Source organism: Pseudoalteromonas sp. BSi20429, assembly GCF_000238895.1.
Classification (GTDB): domain Bacteria; phylum Pseudomonadota; class Gammaproteobacteria; order Enterobacterales; family Alteromonadaceae; genus Pseudoalteromonas; species Pseudoalteromonas arctica.
Window position 1 is genome coordinate 34,810 of sequence record NZ_BADV01000016.1, and the last position, 16,643, is coordinate 51,452.

The 16,643-nt window shown below is 40.7% G+C and carries 15 protein-coding genes; 13 read left to right on the forward strand and 2 right to left on the reverse strand.

Features of this window, described 5'->3' with window-relative positions; genetic code table 11:
* Position 1: 1 nt before the first annotated feature.
* The gene (glnD, locus tag P20429_RS15780) at positions 2-2,620 is read right to left on the reverse strand and encodes a [protein-PII] uridylyltransferase (RefSeq protein WP_007580974.1); all 2,619 of its coding nucleotides are present in this window, start codon (positions 2,618-2,620) and stop codon (positions 2-4) included.
* Between the two features lie 66 nt (positions 2,621-2,686).
* Positions 2,687-3,472, reverse strand: coding sequence for a type I methionyl aminopeptidase (gene map / locus P20429_RS15775; RefSeq protein ID WP_007580976.1), 786 nt, complete (start codon positions 3,470-3,472; stop codon positions 2,687-2,689).
* 271 nt (positions 3,473-3,743) lie between these two features.
* On the opposite strand from map, the gene rpsB reads away from it, so the two are divergent.
* From rpsB to lpxA, 13 genes are all read left to right on the forward strand, one after another.
* A complete protein-coding gene (gene rpsB, locus P20429_RS15770; RefSeq protein ID WP_007580978.1) occupies positions 3,744-4,472 on the forward strand; it encodes a 30S ribosomal protein S2 in 729 nt (242 codons plus the stop codon).
* A 103-nt stretch (positions 4,473-4,575) separates the two neighbouring features.
* Positions 4,576-5,427: a translation elongation factor Ts gene (tsf, locus tag P20429_RS15765; protein WP_007580981.1), complete on the forward strand. Its 852-nt coding sequence runs from the start codon at positions 4,576-4,578 to the stop codon at positions 5,425-5,427.
* A 157-nt stretch (positions 5,428-5,584) separates the two neighbouring features.
* Positions 5,585-6,334, forward strand: coding sequence for a UMP kinase (gene pyrH, locus P20429_RS15760; protein ID WP_007580982.1), 750 nt, complete (start codon positions 5,585-5,587; stop codon positions 6,332-6,334).
* A 49-nt stretch (positions 6,335-6,383) separates the two neighbouring features.
* On the forward strand, positions 6,384-6,905 hold the full coding sequence (gene frr, locus P20429_RS15755) for a ribosome recycling factor (protein ID WP_206008562.1): 522 nt from the start codon (positions 6,384-6,386) through the stop codon (positions 6,903-6,905).
* Between the two features lie 58 nt (positions 6,906-6,963).
* Complete coding sequence (locus tag P20429_RS15750) at positions 6,964-7,743, forward strand: isoprenyl transferase (protein ID WP_007580985.1); 780 nt, start codon at positions 6,964-6,966, stop codon at positions 7,741-7,743.
* Between the two features lie 19 nt (positions 7,744-7,762).
* Positions 7,763-8,629 carry a phosphatidate cytidylyltransferase gene (locus P20429_RS15745; RefSeq protein WP_007580986.1) on the forward strand — a complete coding sequence of 289 codons (867 nt, stop codon included), beginning with the start codon at positions 7,763-7,765 and terminating at the stop codon, positions 8,627-8,629.
* Entirely contained in the window at positions 8,626-9,831 is a 1,206-nt protein-coding gene (gene ispC, locus P20429_RS15740) for a 1-deoxy-D-xylulose-5-phosphate reductoisomerase (protein WP_007580988.1), read from the forward strand. The genes P20429_RS15745 and ispC overlap by 4 nt, the downstream gene beginning before the upstream one ends.
* 1 nt (position 9,832) lies before the next feature.
* Positions 9,833-11,185: a sigma E protease regulator RseP gene (gene rseP, locus P20429_RS15735; protein WP_007580990.1), complete on the forward strand. Its 1,353-nt coding sequence runs from the start codon at positions 9,833-9,835 to the stop codon at positions 11,183-11,185.
* Positions 11,186-11,281: 96 nt separating this feature from the next.
* Positions 11,282-13,753 (forward strand): outer membrane protein assembly factor BamA, encoded by a 2,472-nt coding sequence (gene bamA, locus P20429_RS15730; RefSeq protein WP_007580991.1) that lies wholly within the window; start codon positions 11,282-11,284, stop codon positions 13,751-13,753.
* A gap of 11 nt (positions 13,754-13,764) precedes the next feature.
* Positions 13,765-14,283: an OmpH family outer membrane protein gene (locus P20429_RS15725; protein WP_007580993.1), complete on the forward strand. Its 519-nt coding sequence runs from the start codon at positions 13,765-13,767 to the stop codon at positions 14,281-14,283.
* A 7-nt stretch (positions 14,284-14,290) separates the two neighbouring features.
* A complete protein-coding gene (gene lpxD, locus P20429_RS15720) occupies positions 14,291-15,313 on the forward strand; it encodes a UDP-3-O-(3-hydroxymyristoyl)glucosamine N-acyltransferase (protein WP_007580995.1) in 1,023 nt (340 codons plus the stop codon).
* Positions 15,314-15,339: 26 nt separating this feature from the next.
* Complete coding sequence (fabZ, locus tag P20429_RS15715; RefSeq protein ID WP_007580997.1) at positions 15,340-15,792, forward strand: 3-hydroxyacyl-ACP dehydratase FabZ; 453 nt, start codon at positions 15,340-15,342, stop codon at positions 15,790-15,792.
* Between the two features lie 2 nt (positions 15,793-15,794).
* Positions 15,795-16,565 (forward strand): acyl-ACP--UDP-N-acetylglucosamine O-acyltransferase, encoded by a 771-nt coding sequence (lpxA, locus tag P20429_RS15710; RefSeq protein ID WP_007580998.1) that lies wholly within the window; start codon positions 15,795-15,797, stop codon positions 16,563-16,565.
* The last annotated feature ends 78 nt before the right edge of the window (positions 16,566-16,643 follow it).

Below are 16,643 nucleotides of genomic sequence, written 5' to 3' on the forward strand. Positions count from 1 at the left end.
TCTATTCTGTTTCGGCGTTGAATTTTTTACGTAATGCCTGATGAATTTTTGCTTGCTCTTCATCAGTCAGCGCTTGGTATTCGTTATTAGATACGACAAAGAAATCCTCGGCACGTTCACCTACCGTTGTAATACGGGCAGCGTGAATGTGTAGTAAATGCGCTTGGAAAACTTCGGCTATTTTGGTTAGTAAACCTTGTATATCGACGGCTTGAATTTCTATTAAGCTACGGTCTTTGCGTGCATGTGGGCGCAACACAATTTTAGGTTTAATATTAAAATCTTTAAAGCGTTGAGAGCGGCTTTTTTTAAAGCGAATCTTTTTACGCGGATCGCTTAGTGCTTGCTCAAGCCCACGTTTAATTGATTGCGCTCGACCACTTGCAATAGGGTCGCCACTTACTTCAAGTATTACAAAGCTAAACAAGACGTAGCCGTCTTTTGTGGTCAGTACTTGCGCGTGTTGTATTTGCGCTTTTTTAGAGCCAATCACACTTACTAATCGGGCAAACAGTGGTCCAGAGTAGGGGCTGTATACAAATACTTGTGTGCCACCATGCATAGCTTTGTTAGATACAACAACACTTGGCTGGCTTAAGTCTGTGCTACTTAATAAATGCTCACTTTGCCATGATATTTGCTGTTCGCTAAAGGCGGTAAAGTAGTTGGCTTTAAAGCGGCTCCAAATTAAATCAATTTTTTCCTCTTGATAACCCAGATTTATTAAGCGTTGTTTAGCTTGGTGCTTTTTGTCGCGAATTTGGTCGCGTTGATCCATTGGGTTTTCGAGCCCTAGGCGCAAAGCGCGTTGCGTGTGTAAGTAGAGCTCACGCAGTAGGGTGTTTTTCCAATCGTTCCATAAGTTGTCGTTGGTTGCACGTATGTCGGCAACGGTTAAACAATATAAGTAGTCGAGTTGGCGCTCTGTTTTAACGCGTGTAGCGAAGTCTTTTATTACAGCAGGATCGTTAATGTCTTTACGCTGTGCGGTAACCGACATAAGTAAATGATTACTTACAAGCCATGCAACGAGCTTTGCATCCACCGATGAAAAACCATGTAATTTAGCAAATGCTATTGCGTCAACAGCGCCAAGTTCTGAGTGGTCGCCACCTCGGCCTTTAGCAATGTCGTGAAATATACCGGCTAAATAAAGTAGCTCTGGTTTGTCCATTCGAGTGACTATTTCACTGCAAATAGGAAACTCGCTAATGCCTGTTTTATCAAAATATTCGTAAATGTTTTTGATTAATTTGTGAGTGTGCTCATCTACGGTGTAGGCGTGAAACAAATCAAACTGCATTTGCCCAAATATATTACGCCACTGCGGTAAGTAGGCGGCAAGCATGCCGTGCTTGTGCATGAGCGTAAATGCGCGGCCCATGCCGTTAGGATGTTTAACTAAGCGTAAAAAGGCTTCGCGACAGGCTGCGTAATCTTGCAAATCGCCCAATAAACGACGGCGCACTTGGCGAATAGTACGAATAGTACTTGGGTAAATATGCGTTATTGCTGGGTTATCGGCTATGTGCTCAAACAATACAAAGAGTTGGTCGCGTCTAAAAAATACCGACGGATCTTTTACGCGTATTTGATGACCTACTTGCTCAAAGTTTCTGTCGAGTTCAATTGCTGCCACAGCACTACTTTCGGGCATTATACTTTGTTCAAAGTATGAAAGTAGCATTTGGTTAAGCTCGCGCACGCGGCTCATTATTCTAAATAAGCGTTTCATCATACGCTCAACAGAGGCTTTACCGTCGCTACCAAAACCTAAAATTTCGGCGGCTTGCGGTTGATGATCAAACAATAAGCGGTTTTCAGCCCGACCTGCAGCTAAATGCAGCGCAAAGCGAATATTCCATAGGTTTTCTAAGCACTCTGAAAGCTCTTGAAACTCTTCGTGAGTTAAGTAGCCGTGGCTTATTAACTCTTGCAGGGTTTCGGTTCTAAAATGCTTTTTTGCCACCCAAATAATGGTTTGTAAGTCGCGCAGACCACCGGGGTTTTCTTTAATGTTTGGCTCAAGATTATACGCTGTGCCGTGGCACTTTCTGTGGCGTAAGTTTTGTTCTTGAACTTTGGCAGTAAAAAATTCACCTGAGCGCCATACTGGCGTTTCAAGAATATGCATTTTGAGTTTTTCAAACTCAATGTGGTTACCAAAAATAAGGCGGCTTTCGAGCAAGCTGGTGGCAAAAGTAACGTCTTCACGTTTTTGCTCAATGGCTTGTTCTATTGTACGCACGCTGTGACCAATCTCTAAGTTGAGATCCCATAGCATGGTGACAAACTGGCCTATTTTTTCGCATATTTCTTCGCTTGGCGGTTTAGTTACAAGCAATAAAAAGTCGATGTCGGAGTAGGGATGTAGCTCACCACGTCCGTATCCGCCTACCGCTATTAATGCTAAATCAGGTTCGCGCGCTAAGTCGTAAACATGAAAAAGCTTAATGAGTAGGCGGTCAATAAACTCAGCCCGGGCATTAATTAAATTCCCAACCGGTTGTTTAGAAAATTCGTTATGTAACCATTTATAAAAATAGCTAGAACAATCGCGATAATCACTAAGTTGCTCTGCATCGCTAAGCAACTTTTTTACTTTGTTGGGTAATGCCACGTGGGCTGGCTCCTTGTTGAACCTTTCACACGGATAAGAATTTTCTTATCAAGTGTTTCGGTTTTATTAGTGTTCTATGATCCGCTCGATAGTATCATCTGATCGTAGCGTTAAAATTTCAACACCATTTTCAGTCACTAATAAAGTATGTTCCCACTGTGCAGACAAACTACGGTCGCGTGTTACTACTGTCCAATCATCTTTAAGAAGTTTGCATTGGCGTTTACCCGCATTAACCATAGGTTCAATAGTTAAACACATACCTGCTTTTAAGGCTTCGCCAGTACCGGCTTTACCGTAATGCATTATTTGTGGTTCTTCATGAAATCCTGCGCCGATACCGTGGCCGCAATATTCACGTACAATTGAGTAGTTAAAGCTCTCTGCATATTTTTGAATTGCTGAGCCAATATCACCCAAGCGCACACCTGGTTTTACCATTTTAATAGCAAGGTATAAGCTTTCTTGTGTTACTTCTGCAAGACGCTTAGCTTGAATGTTTGGTGTACCAACGTGGAACATTTTAGATGTGTCGCCGTGGTAACCATCTTTGATGACAGTTACGTCGATATTTACACTGTCGCCTTCTTTTAATGCTTTGTCATTTGGAATTCCGTGACAAATAACATGATTAACTGACGTACAAACTGATTTTGGAAAGCCATGATAATTTAACGGAGCAGGGATTGCTTGTTGCACATTAACAATATAATCATGACAAAGTGTATTTAGCTCATCGGTGGTAACACCTGGCACTACATGAGGGCCGATCATTTCAAGTACATCGGCCGCTAAGCGCCCAGCTACGCGCATTTTCTCTATTTCTTCAGGGGTCTTGATAATAGCGCTCATTGAGGCTCCAAAGTTGAGTTTTTAACATTTATCGTCGAACAAATTTTGCACGCGATGTTGAGTATTTAATTTTAATATGGTATAAAGCGCGCCGTCTTTTTACAAATAAATTCTTAAATGATTTTTTGTATTTAAGGCAAACACAATTTTATTTTAACACACACACGTATCGTCACATACACTTGGGTGCATTTGAAGTTTAATTACTTCGGTGTTGGTGCTATGGGATATGTGGAGGCCTAACCCTAAACAACTATAGAGGATCTATAAAATGGCAAACGTTTCAATGCGCGATATGCTTCAAGCTGGTGTTCACTTTGGTCACCAAGCACGTTACTGGAACCCTAAGATGAAGCCTTTCATCTTTGGCACACGTAACCGTGTACATATCATCAACCTTGAGCAAACTGTACCAATGTTCAACGACGCACTTAAGTTTTTATCAAGTGCTGCAGCAAACAAAGGTAAAGTTCTTTTCGTTGGTACTAAGCGCGCAGCAAGCGACGCAGTTAAATCAGCTGCTTTAGAAAGCGACCAGTTCTTCGTAAATCACCGTTGGTTAGGTGGTATGTTGACTAACTGGAAAACTGTACGTCAATCAATCAAGCGTCTTAAAGACCTTGAAGCACAAAGCCAAGACGGAACTTTCGAGAAATTAACTAAGAAAGAAACGTTAACGCTTAACCGCGAAATGGAAAAGCTTGAAAAGAGCCTTGGTGGTATCAAAAACATGGGCGGTCTTCCAGACGCGCTTTTCGTTATCGATGCTGACCACGAGCACATTGCTATCCGTGAAGCAAACAACCTAGGTATTCCAGTTGTTGCAATCGTAGATACTAACTCTAACCCAGACGGTGTTGATTACATCGTACCTGGTAACGATGATGCTATCCGTGCTGTAAGCCTTTACACTAGCGCTGTTGCAGCTGCTATTACTGAAGGTCGCGAGAATAACATCGTTGCTCAAGCTGAGAAAGACGATTTCGTTGAAGCTGAGTAATTAGCTGTCATCAAGTCTTCATCTTTTTAAGGTGAAGACTTGCTATTCTTGTCGAGCGGGTAACCCGCTTATCTAACCTGATTTCAGATTTGAGGATTTACTAATGGCTGTAACTACTGCCCTAGTTAAAGAATTACGCGAGCGCACAGGCGCTGGCATGATGGATTGTAAAAAAGCGTTAACTGAGACTGATGGCGACATCGAGTTAGCGATTGAAAACATGCGTAAAAGTGGCGCTGCTAAAGCTGCTAAAAAAGCAGGTAACATTGCTGCTGAAGGTACTATCATCATCAAGCAAAACGCGGGTGTTGCAGTACTAGTAGAAGTTAACTGTCAAACAGATTTCGTTGCAAAAGACGTAAGCTTCTTAGCATTTGCTAACAAAGTTGCTGACGCTGCAATTGCTGACACTATCTCTATCGAAGACTTACAAGCTAAGTTTGAAGAAGACCGTGTTGAGCTAGTGACTAAAATTGGCGAAAACATCAATGTACGTCGTTTACAGTACGTAACTGGTGAAAACCTAGTTGAGTACCGTCATGGCGATCGTATCGGTGTTGTTGTTGCGGGTGTTGCTGACGAAGAAACACTTAAGCACGTTGCAATGCACGTTGCTGCATCTAGCCCTGAATACTTAACACCTTCAGATGTACCAGCCGATGTTGTTGCTAAAGAAAAGCAAGTACAAATCGAAATCGCGATGAATGAAGGCAAGCCTGCTGAAATCGCTGAGAAGATGGTTGTTGGCCGCATGAAAAAATTCACTGGTGAGGTTTCTCTTACTGGTCAAGCTTTCATCATGGAGCCTAAGAAAACTGTTGGCGATATTCTTAAAGAGAAAAACGCAACAGTTACTAGCTTCGTACGTGTAGAAGTTGGTGAAGGTATCGAGAAGAAAGAAGAAGATTTTGCTGCTGAAGTTGCTGCTCAAATTGCTGCTGCTAAAGCTAAGTAAGATTACTATTTGTGAAGGATAATGAAATTAGATGCAATTAAAGTACTATTTGGTTTTGCTTCGCAGCTAGAAATTCTTTAAAATAACCGCGCTTTTATGTTTAACATAAGCGCGGTTATTTTTTATCCATAATTCAATAAAAGTTGGCCCCAATACTATGACTATCAATCGCAAACCTATTTTTAGACGTGTTCTTCTCAAATTAAGTGGTGAAGCTTTAATGGGAGACGAAGGCTTCGGCATCGATCCTAAAGTTTTAGACCGTATGGCACAAGAAATTAAAGAGCTAGTAGAGCTCGACGTAGAAGTGGGTTTAGTTATTGGTGGAGGTAACTTTTTACGCGGTGGATCACTTGCAGAAGCAGGTATGAATCGCGTAGTAGGCGATCACATGGGTATGCTTGCAACGGTTATGAACGGCCTTGCAATGCGTGATGCGCTACACCGTGCATTTGTAAATTGTCGTCTTATGTCGGCTATTCCGCTTAATGGTGTATGTGACGCTTATAACTGGGCTGAAGCAATTAGTTTATTGAAAACTGGTCGCGTAGTCATTTTTGCAGCGGGTACTGGTAACCCATTTTTTACTACCGATTCTGCAGCATGTTTACGCGGTATCGAAATTGAAGCGGATACAGTAATTAAAGCGACTAAGGTTGATGGCGTATACAGTGATGACCCTGTTAAAAACCCAGATGCGACGCTTTATACCCACTTAAGCTACAATGAAATCATTGAAAAAGAATTAAAAGTTATGGATTTAGCGGCATTTACTCTAGCCCGCGATCACAATATGCCATTGAGCGTATTTAACATGAATAAATCAGGCGCGCTAAAACGCGTAATTATGGGTGAAGAAGAAGGTACACTTATTTCTTCACAAGCCTCAGATGAAATAATCAAATAATTAGGATTAAACCGTGATTAACGATATTCAAAAAGACGCGCAAGCGCGCATGCAAAAAAGTGTAACTGCACTAGGTAGCCAATTATCTAAAATTCGTACTGGCCGTGCACATCCTGCAATCCTAGATGGCATTATGGTGTCGTACTACGGTGCTCCAACGCCTTTAAACCAAGTTGCTAACGTAACAATTGAAGATTCTCGTACACTTGCTATTGGTGTATTTGATAAGTCTTTAGCGCAAGCTGTTGAAAAAGCAATTATGGCGTCTGACTTAGGTTTAAACCCTATGTCGGCAGGTACTGTTATTCGCGTACCACTTCCTCCACTTACAGAAGAGCGTCGTAAAGACCTAATCAAAATTGTACGTGGCGAAGTTGAAGGCGGTCGTGTTGCTATTCGTAACATTCGTCGTGATGCTAATGGCGATGTAAAGGGTTTATTAAAAGATAAAGACATATCTGAAGATGAAGCGCGTCAATCAGATGATGCGATTCAAAAGCTTACTGATAAGTTTATTAAAGAAATGGATACTTTATTAGCTGCCAAAGAAACAGAATTGATGGAAATCTAAGCAACTAAAATTATTAGTTTTGAAACGCCGTCTAGGGTATACTAGGCGGCGTTTTTTTATGGAATACTCGATATTTATGGTTCTAGATGCTGACACAATTTCACAGCAATGTTTACCCAAACATGTTGCTATCATCATGGATGGGAACGGACGTTGGGCGCAAGCTAGAAATAGACCTCGTGTGTATGGGCATAAAAAAGGCGTAGACGCAGTTCGTCAATCTGTTCAGTTTTGTACTAAATTAGGGATACAATCGTTAACCTTATTTGCTTTTAGTAGTGAAAACTGGCGCCGCCCTGAAGACGAAGTAAACACTTTAATGGAGCTTTTCTTATTTGTTTTAACAAAGGAAGTTAAAAAGCTTCATAAAAACAATGTAAAACTGACCATTATTGGAGACTTATCACGATTTTCTGAAGGATTACGTAGCAAGGTAGACGCTGCGCATAAGCTGACTGAAAATAACACCGGGTTGCGTTTAAATGTTGCAGCTAATTACGGTGGTCGTTGGGATGTTGCCAATGCGGCAAAACAACTTGCTTTGCAAGTTGCGCAGGGCACACTAAACGCAGAAGATATTACAGAAGAGCGCTTAGCACAGCATATGAGCATGGCAGATCAGGCTGAACCTGATTTACTTATTCGCACTGGTGGCGATGTTCGTATTAGTAATTTTTTACTATGGCAAGTTGCTTATGCAGAACTTTACTTTACCGAGACACTTTGGCCAGATTTTAATGAAGCAGCATTTGCTGAGGCCATTGCGTGTTACGTTGCCAGAGAGCGACGTTTTGGTTGTACGGGCGAACAAATAAAACAATTACTCGCTCAAACCTAAATAGAATAAGGGTCACATTTTGTTAAAACAACGAATTTTAACCTCTCTAGTGCTAGCTCCATTAGCATTGGCTTTGGTTTTTTATACACCGCTTACGTTATTTAGTTACTTTGCTGGTGCAATTGTATTATTAGGCGCATGGGAATGGTCTGCATTTATGGGACTTTGCGACAAGCTTAAACGTGCTGCCTTTGTTGTGTTTATTGGCGCTTTACTTGCCTTGCTTAATTTACATTGGCCTATTGAATCATTATGGGAAAATGGCAAGCTAGTCGGTGATGCAAATTACGTATTTACGCTTTCGTTTGCTTGGTGGATTGTTGCTAGCTATTTAATTTGGCGCTACCCAGAAATGGCTAAAGCGTGGAATGAAGGCCTAGTTATGCGCGGCATTGCAGGATTATTAACGCTTGTGCCGTTATGGCTTGCACTAAATACACTACGTAGCGCGCAATATGCTGAATCAACTCATTTTGGTTCGGTGCTAATTTTAGTGGTACTCGGTATTGTATGGAGCGCAGATGTGGGTGCTTACTTTACGGGTAAAAGTTTTGGTAAACATAAGTTAATGCCTAAAGTAAGCCCTAATAAAACAATTGAAGGGTTAGCAGGCGGTGTAGTCGCTTCTATTATTTTTGTATTAGCATTTTGTCACTTTACCGATGTTGATTTAGTTGTATGGCCTGTGTACGCGATAATGACAGCATTTATTGCGTTGTTTTCTGCGGTAGGTGATTTACTGGAAAGCATGTTTAAACGTGAAGCTGGTTTAAAAGATAGCGGTCGATGTTTACCAGGACACGGCGGTATTTTAGATAGAATTGACAGCTTAACGGCTGCTGCTCCAATGTTTGTTATGTGCTATGCGTGGACTCTTAGTTTATGAGCCAAAAGCAATTGCTGGTTATTTTAGGCGCAACAGGCTCAATTGGTTTAAGTACACTTGATGTTGTGTCGCGCAATAAAGAGTTATTTGATGTTTTTGTTTTGGCTGCAGGACAAAATGCAAAGAAAATGGCGGAGTTGTGTATTGAACATGAACCGCTTTATGCGATTATGGCTAACCAGCAGGCCGCAGAGCAATTATCTGCGTATTTAGCTAATACTCAGTGCCAAACTCTTGTTATGCACGGTGAGCAAGCAATGAGTGACTTATGTGCTCATCCTGATGTTGACATTGTAATGTCGGCAATTGTAGGTGCAGCTGGTTTACTACCTACATTAAGTGCTGTTGAAGCGGGTAAAAAAGTACTACTAGCTAATAAAGAGTCTTTAGTTATGTCAGGTCAGTTGTTTATTGATAAAGTTAAACAACATAAAGCCACTTTGCTGCCAATAGATAGCGAACATAATGCAATTTTTCAATGCCTACCGTCTTCGTTACAAAATGCCAAAGGCGATCAAAAACTACAGCAACATGGCGTAAGTAAAATTTTGCTTACCGGCTCTGGTGGCCCATTTTTAACGCGTGATATAAATACGTTAAAAGATGTAACCGTAAGTGAAGCCGTTGCACACCCTAACTGGTCGATGGGTCAAAAAATATCAGTAGATTCCGCAACTATGATGAACAAAGGCTTAGAGTTTATTGAAGCTAAGTGGTTATTCAATTGTGATGCTAGTGATATTGATGTGGTTATTCATCCACAAAGTATCATTCATTCAATGGTACAGTACCACGATGGTTCTATTTTAGCGCAAATGGGTAACCCTGATATGCGCACGCCAATTGCCCATGCACTTGCGTATCCTGAGCGAATTAATGCGGGTGTTAAACCGTTAAACTTCTCTGACATTTGTGAATTTTCGTTTACTAAACCTGATTTTTCTCGTTATCCAAATTTACAATTAGCGATTGATGCGTGTAGTGCAGGGCAGGGCGCGACAACAACGGTTAACGCAGCAAATGAAATAGCAGTGGGCGCCTTCTTAAACGGTAAAATTGGTTTTACTGATATATACAAAATAAATGCACAGACGCTAGAAGCTGCAACTTACACCAATGTGCAAAGCCTAGATGAAATTTTAGAGTGTGATAAATTAGCGCGTATTAGCGCTTCAGAATTTATAACAAAAGTGGCGCATTAATATGTTTGATTTTTTTTGGAATCTTGGCTCATTTATTTTAGCGCTTGGTATTTTAGTGGCCATACATGAATATGGCCATTTTTGGGTTGCACGAAAAATGGGCGTTAAAGTGCTGCGTTTTTCAATTGGTTTTGGTAAGCCACTGTTAAAATGGCATGACAAATATAATACCGAATACGTGATTGCCGCTATTCCATTAGGTGGTTATGTAAAAATGCTTGATGAGCGAGTTGATGACGTACCAGCAAATCAACGACACTTGTCGTTTAACTCTAAATCTGTACAAGCGCGTATTGCTATTGTTGCTGCGGGACCAATGGCTAACTTTTTGTTTGCCATTTTTGCTCTTGCGGTGATGTATATGGTAGGAGTGCAATCGGTTAAGCCTGTTGTTGGCAGCATAACCGAAGGCAGTCGTGCAGAGCAGGCGGGCATTATGCCTTCTCAACGTATTATAAAAATTGGTGATGATGACATAACGACATGGCAAGATGCCACGTTTGCGCTTATGTCTAACTTAGGCGAGCAAAGCGTTGAAGTTATTGTTCGTGATAAAAACCTTCAACCACGCGTTAAAACGCTTAATTTAGAGGGGTGGAAGCTTGATCAGCGAGACGTACCACCACTGAGTTCGTTAGGTATTGTGCCATTTAGACCTCAAGCAACTTTAACAATTGCCGCCGTAACTAAAGACTCAGCCGCAGAACACGCTAATTTACAAGTTAACGACACAATTTTGGCTGTAAACGGTGAAACAATAAGCAATTGGCAGCAATTAGTTAATCTTATTACGCAATCAGCTAACAAATCTTTACAATTTAGTGTAAAAAGACAAGATACTATACAAGCCATTACAGTTACCCCTAAAGGGCGCATTGATAATAACGGTATTGAGCAAGGCTTTTTAGGTGTTGCTCCTGTTGTACAGCAATGGCCTGATGGCTATGTAGAGACAAGGCATTACGGCCCGCTCGATAGTATTGTGCGAGGCACAAAAGAAACGTGGCGCTTAATTACACTCAGTTTCGACATGATTGGTAATTTAATTACAGGCCAGGTTTCGGTTAAAAATTTAAGTGGCCCTGTGGGCATTGCAGTAGGCGCTGGAACTAGCGTAAGCTATGGGTTAGTGGCCTTTTTAAGCTTTTTAGCCTTAATAAGCGTTAACTTGGGTGTATTTAATTTATTACCCTTACCAGTGCTTGATGGCGGACACTTAATGTATTACATAATTGAACTTTTTCGTAAAAAGCCGGTCTCTGAAAAGACACAAGAGTTTGGTTTTAAAGTGGGTGCCTTGTTGCTCATTTTTCTAACATGTTTCGCTTTGTTCAATGATGTATCGCGTTTGTAGTTACAGCGTGGCAAATTACTAATTAGAACACGATTGTAAAGCACCACTAGTAAGGTGTTATGCGGTAATACAGTTGTAAAGGATAAAGATAATAAAATGGCTATAAAAAAACATTTGGCAATAACAAGTTTATTGGGTGCAAGTTTTGCAGCCCTAGGCCAAAACTCCTTTATTGTTGAAGACCTGAAAGTTGAAGGTTTGCAGCGCGTAGCACTTGGTGCAGCGCTAACACATATTCCTATTAACGTAGGCGATAATGTTGATGACTATACGATTTCAAAAACAATAAAGTCACTTTATCGTTCTGGGCACTTTGATAACATAAAAGCACTTCGTGATGGCAACAACGTTATTTTTAAAGTAACGGAACGTCCTACCATCAGCTTTATTGAGTTTGAAGGCAATAAAGACATTAAAGACGAGCAGCTTAATGAGTCTCTTGATCAGCAAGATATTCGCCAAGGTGAACCACTTGATAAAACCGTTATCGATAGTATCGAAAAAGGCTTAGTTGAGTTTTTCCACAGCATTGGTAAATACAACGCTAAAGTAGATATCAGTATTACTAAGCTGCCACGTAACCGCGTTAAACTTAAGTTAGAGTTTGATGAAGGTGATGCTGCTTCTATCCGCCAAATTAACTTAGTGGGTAATGAACTTTTTTCTAATGAAGAGCTTCTTAAACTTGCTGAATCGCAGCAAGATTTACCTTGGTGGCAGTTTATGGGTAGCGACCGTTACCAAAAGCAAACCATTGAAGGCGATTTAGAAAAAATTCGTAGTTATTATTTAGACCGTGGTTACCTACGTTTTAATATCGACTCAACGCAAGTTTCAGTGAGCCCTGAACGTGAATCAGTTTACGTTACAGCTAACTTAACTGAAGGCGTAAAATATAAAGTTAAAGGTTTTGACTTTATTGGTGACTTGCTTGGCCGTGAAGACTTAATTAAAAGTGTTATCCCACTTAGAGCGGGTGAGCTTTATAACGGTTCTGTAGTTACTTCATCTGAAGAGTTTATTAAAAGCTACTTAGCACGTTTTGGTTACGCTAATGCTGAAGTGCGTACAATTCCAGAAATTGACGACGAAAAGCAAGAAGTACAATTAACACTATCGGTTAATCCAGGTAAGCGTGTATACGTTCGTCGTATTATTGTTGGCGGTAACCAAAATACGGCAGATGAAGTACTTCGTCGTGAAATGACACAACTTGAAGGCGCATGGTTATCTAATCAAAACCTTGAGCGTTCAAAACTGCAAATTCAACGTCTACCTTACATGGAAACTGTTGATTTTAACGTAGTGCCTGTACCGGGTGTGGATGACCAAGTAGATGTAGACTTTACTGTAAAAGAGCAATCTGCAGGTAGCTTTAATGCTGGTCTTGCTTATGGTTCTTACTTAGGTCTGCAGTTTAATATTGGTGTAACAGAATCTAACTTTTTAGGCACAGGTAACCAAATTGGTTTAAACCTTAATACGTCTACAGGTTCTGAAAGCTTAAGCTTATCGTACACAGACCCATACTTTACGCCAGATGGTGTATCGCAAGGCAGTAGCATCTTTTACAGAAACTACGATGCAAGTAAATTTAGCCTTGTTGAATATAAATCGAAAAGTTATGGTTTAGGCACAAATATTGGTTTTCCAATTGATGCTGTAAATCGTGTTAACTTTGGCGCCCGTTGGATTAAAGAAGAGCTTTCGGATATTGCAGAGTACGAGCAAACGCGTGTACTTCGTGAAACATTCTTAGATCCAGATAACCCAGATGCAGGCTTTGACTTTACTAAGTATGAGCTGAGTGTTGGTTGGTCGCGTATCACCGTTAACCGTGGTTTATTCCCAACAGCGGGTTCGCGTCAAACTCTAAACTTAACAGCAACAACGCCTAACTCAGATCTTCAGTACTTTAAACTGAATTACGATTCGCGTTTTTACTGGCCTATATCAAATGACCACCGTTGGGTATTCTCGACGCGTGCAGCACTTGGTTATGGTAATGGTTATGGTTCTACAAACGGGTATGAGCAAACACTTCCATTCCAAGAGTACTTCCGTATAACGGAAATGGAACTACGTGGCTTTGACCGTAATACAATATTACCACGTGCTGTGTCGCGTATACCGCAGTCTATTCCGGGTACGCCAGGTGCAGACGGTACTACAACCGGTAGCATTGGTGGTGCATCAGAATTTGATATTCTAGTGCCACAAGGTCGTATTGGTGGTAATGCTAAAGCAGTGGCAGGTATGGAGCTAATTGTTCCTACACCATTCTTAGATGAAGAAAATACCAGCTCTGTACGTACTAGCTTCTTTGTTGATGCTGCAAACGTATGGGATACTGAGTTTAACGTAGACCGCTATCAAAACTTAGGCGTTGATGAACGTGCTAAATTAGATGACTATTCAGACCCAATGCGTTTTAGGGTTTCAACCGGTCTTTCATTACAATGGATCTCTCCAATGGGTCCAATGCTGATCAGTTTTGCGTATCCATTGCAAAAAGAAGAAGATGACGATACGAAAACCATCAGCTTTAACATTAGTAACACTTTCTAAAGGAGTTTTTTGTGAAAAAATTATTTAAATCAACAGCTGTAGCAGTTTTAGCAACGTTAATGATGGGTACTTCTGTGAATGCATTTGCACACAAAGTAGGTATTGTTGATATGCAGGAAATCTACAAGCAAATTCCTCAAATGGCTAAAATTGAACAGTCTTTACAAACTGAGTTTGCTGAACGTCGTCAAGAGCTTGAAAAGTTACAAGGCGATATTCGTTTTGAAGCTGAAAAATTTAAACGTGAAAGTACAACGATGAGCCAAGCTCAAAAAGATACTCTGCGTGAAAAAATTCAAGGCATGCAAAAAAATCTTGCTGAACAAGGTCGCCCTTTAGAGCAAGAAATTAAAGCGCGTCAAAACCAAGAGCTTGCTAAAGTTCAAGGTGTAATCATCAAAACAATTGAAGAGATTGCTAAAGACGGCGACTTCGACGAAGTTAAAGTAAAAGACACTACTATTTACTTTAACCCTAAAGAAGTGACTGATCTTTCATCTAAAGTTGTAGCCGCTGTTAGTAAGAAATAATCACTCTATGCAAAATTATACGCTTTCGCAAATTGCGGAACTTCTAGGCGCCGAACTTCAGGGTGATGGCGCTTTAGAAATAAAAAAAATAGCGACACTTGCAAATGCCCATTCTGGGCATATTGCATTTTTAGCGAACTCAAAATATCGATCGCAACTTGAGACTACTCAAGCTAGTGCTGTAATAGTAAGCCAAGCCGATGCAGAGTACTTCAGTGGTAGCAAAATTATTGTTGCTAATCCGTATGTAAGTTACGCAAAATTAGCGCAATTTATGGATACAACACCACGCTCAGCCTCGACCGGTATTCATCCAAGTGCAACTGTTCATTCAACAGCGATTGTTAGTGATAGCGCCGCTATTGGTGCTAACGCAGTCATTGAAGCTCATGCAGTGATAGGTGACAACGCGCAAATTGGTCCGAACAGTTTTATCGGGGAACGTGTTAAAATAGGTTCTGGCACTAAGCTTTGGCCTAGTGTGACTATTTATCACGATGTTGAAATTGGTTCAGATTGTTTGTTTCAAGCAAATAGTGTTGTAGGTAGTGATGGGTTTGGCTATGCAAATGAGCGCGGGCAGTGGGTTAAGATACCTCAGCTTGGTTCAGTGATCATAGGCAACAAAGTTGAAATTGGTGCAAGTACGACAATTGATCGTGGTGCACTGGACAATACCATCATTCATAGCAATGTTATTATCGATAATCAGTGTCAAATAGCGCACAACGTTGAAGTTAATTCAGGCACCGCAATAGCGGGCTGCACTGTACTTGCAGGAAGCGTTACCATTGGCAAGAACTGTCAAATTGGTGGCATGGTTGCAATTAATGGTCACATGTCTGTATGTGATGGTGTTATAATTACCGGCATGAGTATGGTGACAAAATCAATCACCGAACCAGGTATTTACTCATCTGGTATGCCCCATACAACAAACAAAGAATGGCGTAAATCAATAGCTCACTTGCGTAACCTTTCAGACATGAAATCTCGTCTTAAAGCGCTTGAAGCATTGGCTAAGTCATAACGTTGAACACTAATAAGGATGCTATTTTGGCAAACGAATTAAATAGCCTTGATATTCAAGAAATTTTAAGTTTATTACCGCACCGTTACCCGATGCTATTAATTGATCGTGTTATTGATTTTACACCTGGCAAGTCTTTACATGCTATTAAAAATGTTTCTATAAATGAACCAATTTTTACTGGGCACTTTCCAAATCAGCCAATTTTTCCTGGTGTGCTAATATTAGAATCAATGGCGCAAGCAACGGGTTTATTAGGTTTTAAAACAGTAGAAAATCGTAGCGAAAACGAATTGTATTTGTTTGCTGCTGTTGATAACGCACGCTTTAAACAACCTGTAATTCCTGGTGATACAATGCATCTTCATGTTGAGTTTTTAAAAGAACGTCGCAACATTTGGAAGTTTGCTGCAGAAGCTAGAGTCGACGGCAAAATAGTGTGTAGTGCCGAAATTATGTGTGCGAGAAGAGAGTTTTAATAGTGATCCATTCTACAGCAATAATCGAACCTGGCGCTAAACTAGGCAACAATGTCTCAGTTGGTCCGTATAGTTATATTGGCAATGATGTTGTTATCGGTGATAACTGTATTATTGAGTCTCACGTTGTTGTTAAAGGGCCGTCAACTATTGGCTCTGGCAATCATATTTTTCAGTTTGCATCTGTGGGTGAAGCCTGCCAAGACAAAAAATACAACAACGAGCCAACCACTTTAATAATGGGTGATAACAACGTTATCCGTGAATGTGCCACTATTCACCGTGGTACGATTCAAGACCAAGGTGTTACTAAAATTGGTAGTAATAATTTGTTTATGGCTTATACACACGTTGCACATGATGCGGTAATTGGCGATAACGTAATTTTTGCTAACAACGCAAGTGTGGCCGGCCATGTACATGTAGGCGATTGGGTTATCCTTGGTGGTAATTCGGGTGTTCATCAGTTTTGTAAAATTGGTGCACATGCCTTTATTGGTATGTATTCAGGTGTTAACAAAGATGTACCACCATTTGTTACTACCATTGGTATGCCAGCAGGTCCTGCAGCTATCAATAAAGAAGGCATGAAGCGTCGTGGTTTCGAAAGTGATGAAATTATGGCTGTACGCCGTGCATACAAAGCATTTTATCGTAAAAGCTTAGGTGCTGAAGAAGCTATTGAGTCGCTTAGTGAAGATGCCGCAAAGTATCCTGCTGTGAAATTGATGGTCGACTTTGTTAAAAACTCAGAGCGCGGCATCGTAAGATAATTCGCGGGTTTGCTTTAAGCATTAAAAAACCACCCTAGATGATAAATCGAAGGTGGTTTTTTATTGCTCTGCTTTAAG

Bases quoted from the DNA above. Each gene is read 5' to 3' on its own strand.
- map (WP_007580976.1), bottom strand. From the start codon at position 3,472: ATGAGCGCTATTATCAAGACCCCTGAAGAAATAGAGAAAATGCGCGTA.
- rpsB (WP_007580978.1), top strand. From the start codon at position 3,744: ATGGCAAACGTTTCAATGCGCGATATGCTTCAAGCTGGTGTTCACTTT.
- tsf (WP_007580981.1), top strand. From the start codon at position 4,576: ATGGCTGTAACTACTGCCCTAGTTAAAGAATTACGCGAGCGCACAGGC.
- pyrH (WP_007580982.1), top strand. From the start codon at position 5,585: ATGACTATCAATCGCAAACCTATTTTTAGACGTGTTCTTCTCAAATTA.
- frr (WP_206008562.1), top strand. From the start codon at position 6,384: ATGCAAAAAAGTGTAACTGCACTAGGTAGCCAATTATCTAAAATTCGT.
- P20429_RS15750 (WP_007580985.1), top strand. From the start codon at position 6,964: ATGGAATACTCGATATTTATGGTTCTAGATGCTGACACAATTTCACAG.
- ispC (WP_007580988.1), top strand. From the start codon at position 8,626: ATGAGCCAAAAGCAATTGCTGGTTATTTTAGGCGCAACAGGCTCAATT.
- rseP (WP_007580990.1), top strand. From the start codon at position 9,833: ATGTTTGATTTTTTTTGGAATCTTGGCTCATTTATTTTAGCGCTTGGT.
- bamA (WP_007580991.1), top strand. From the start codon at position 11,282: ATGGCTATAAAAAAACATTTGGCAATAACAAGTTTATTGGGTGCAAGT.
- lpxD (WP_007580995.1), top strand. From the start codon at position 14,291: ATGCAAAATTATACGCTTTCGCAAATTGCGGAACTTCTAGGCGCCGAA.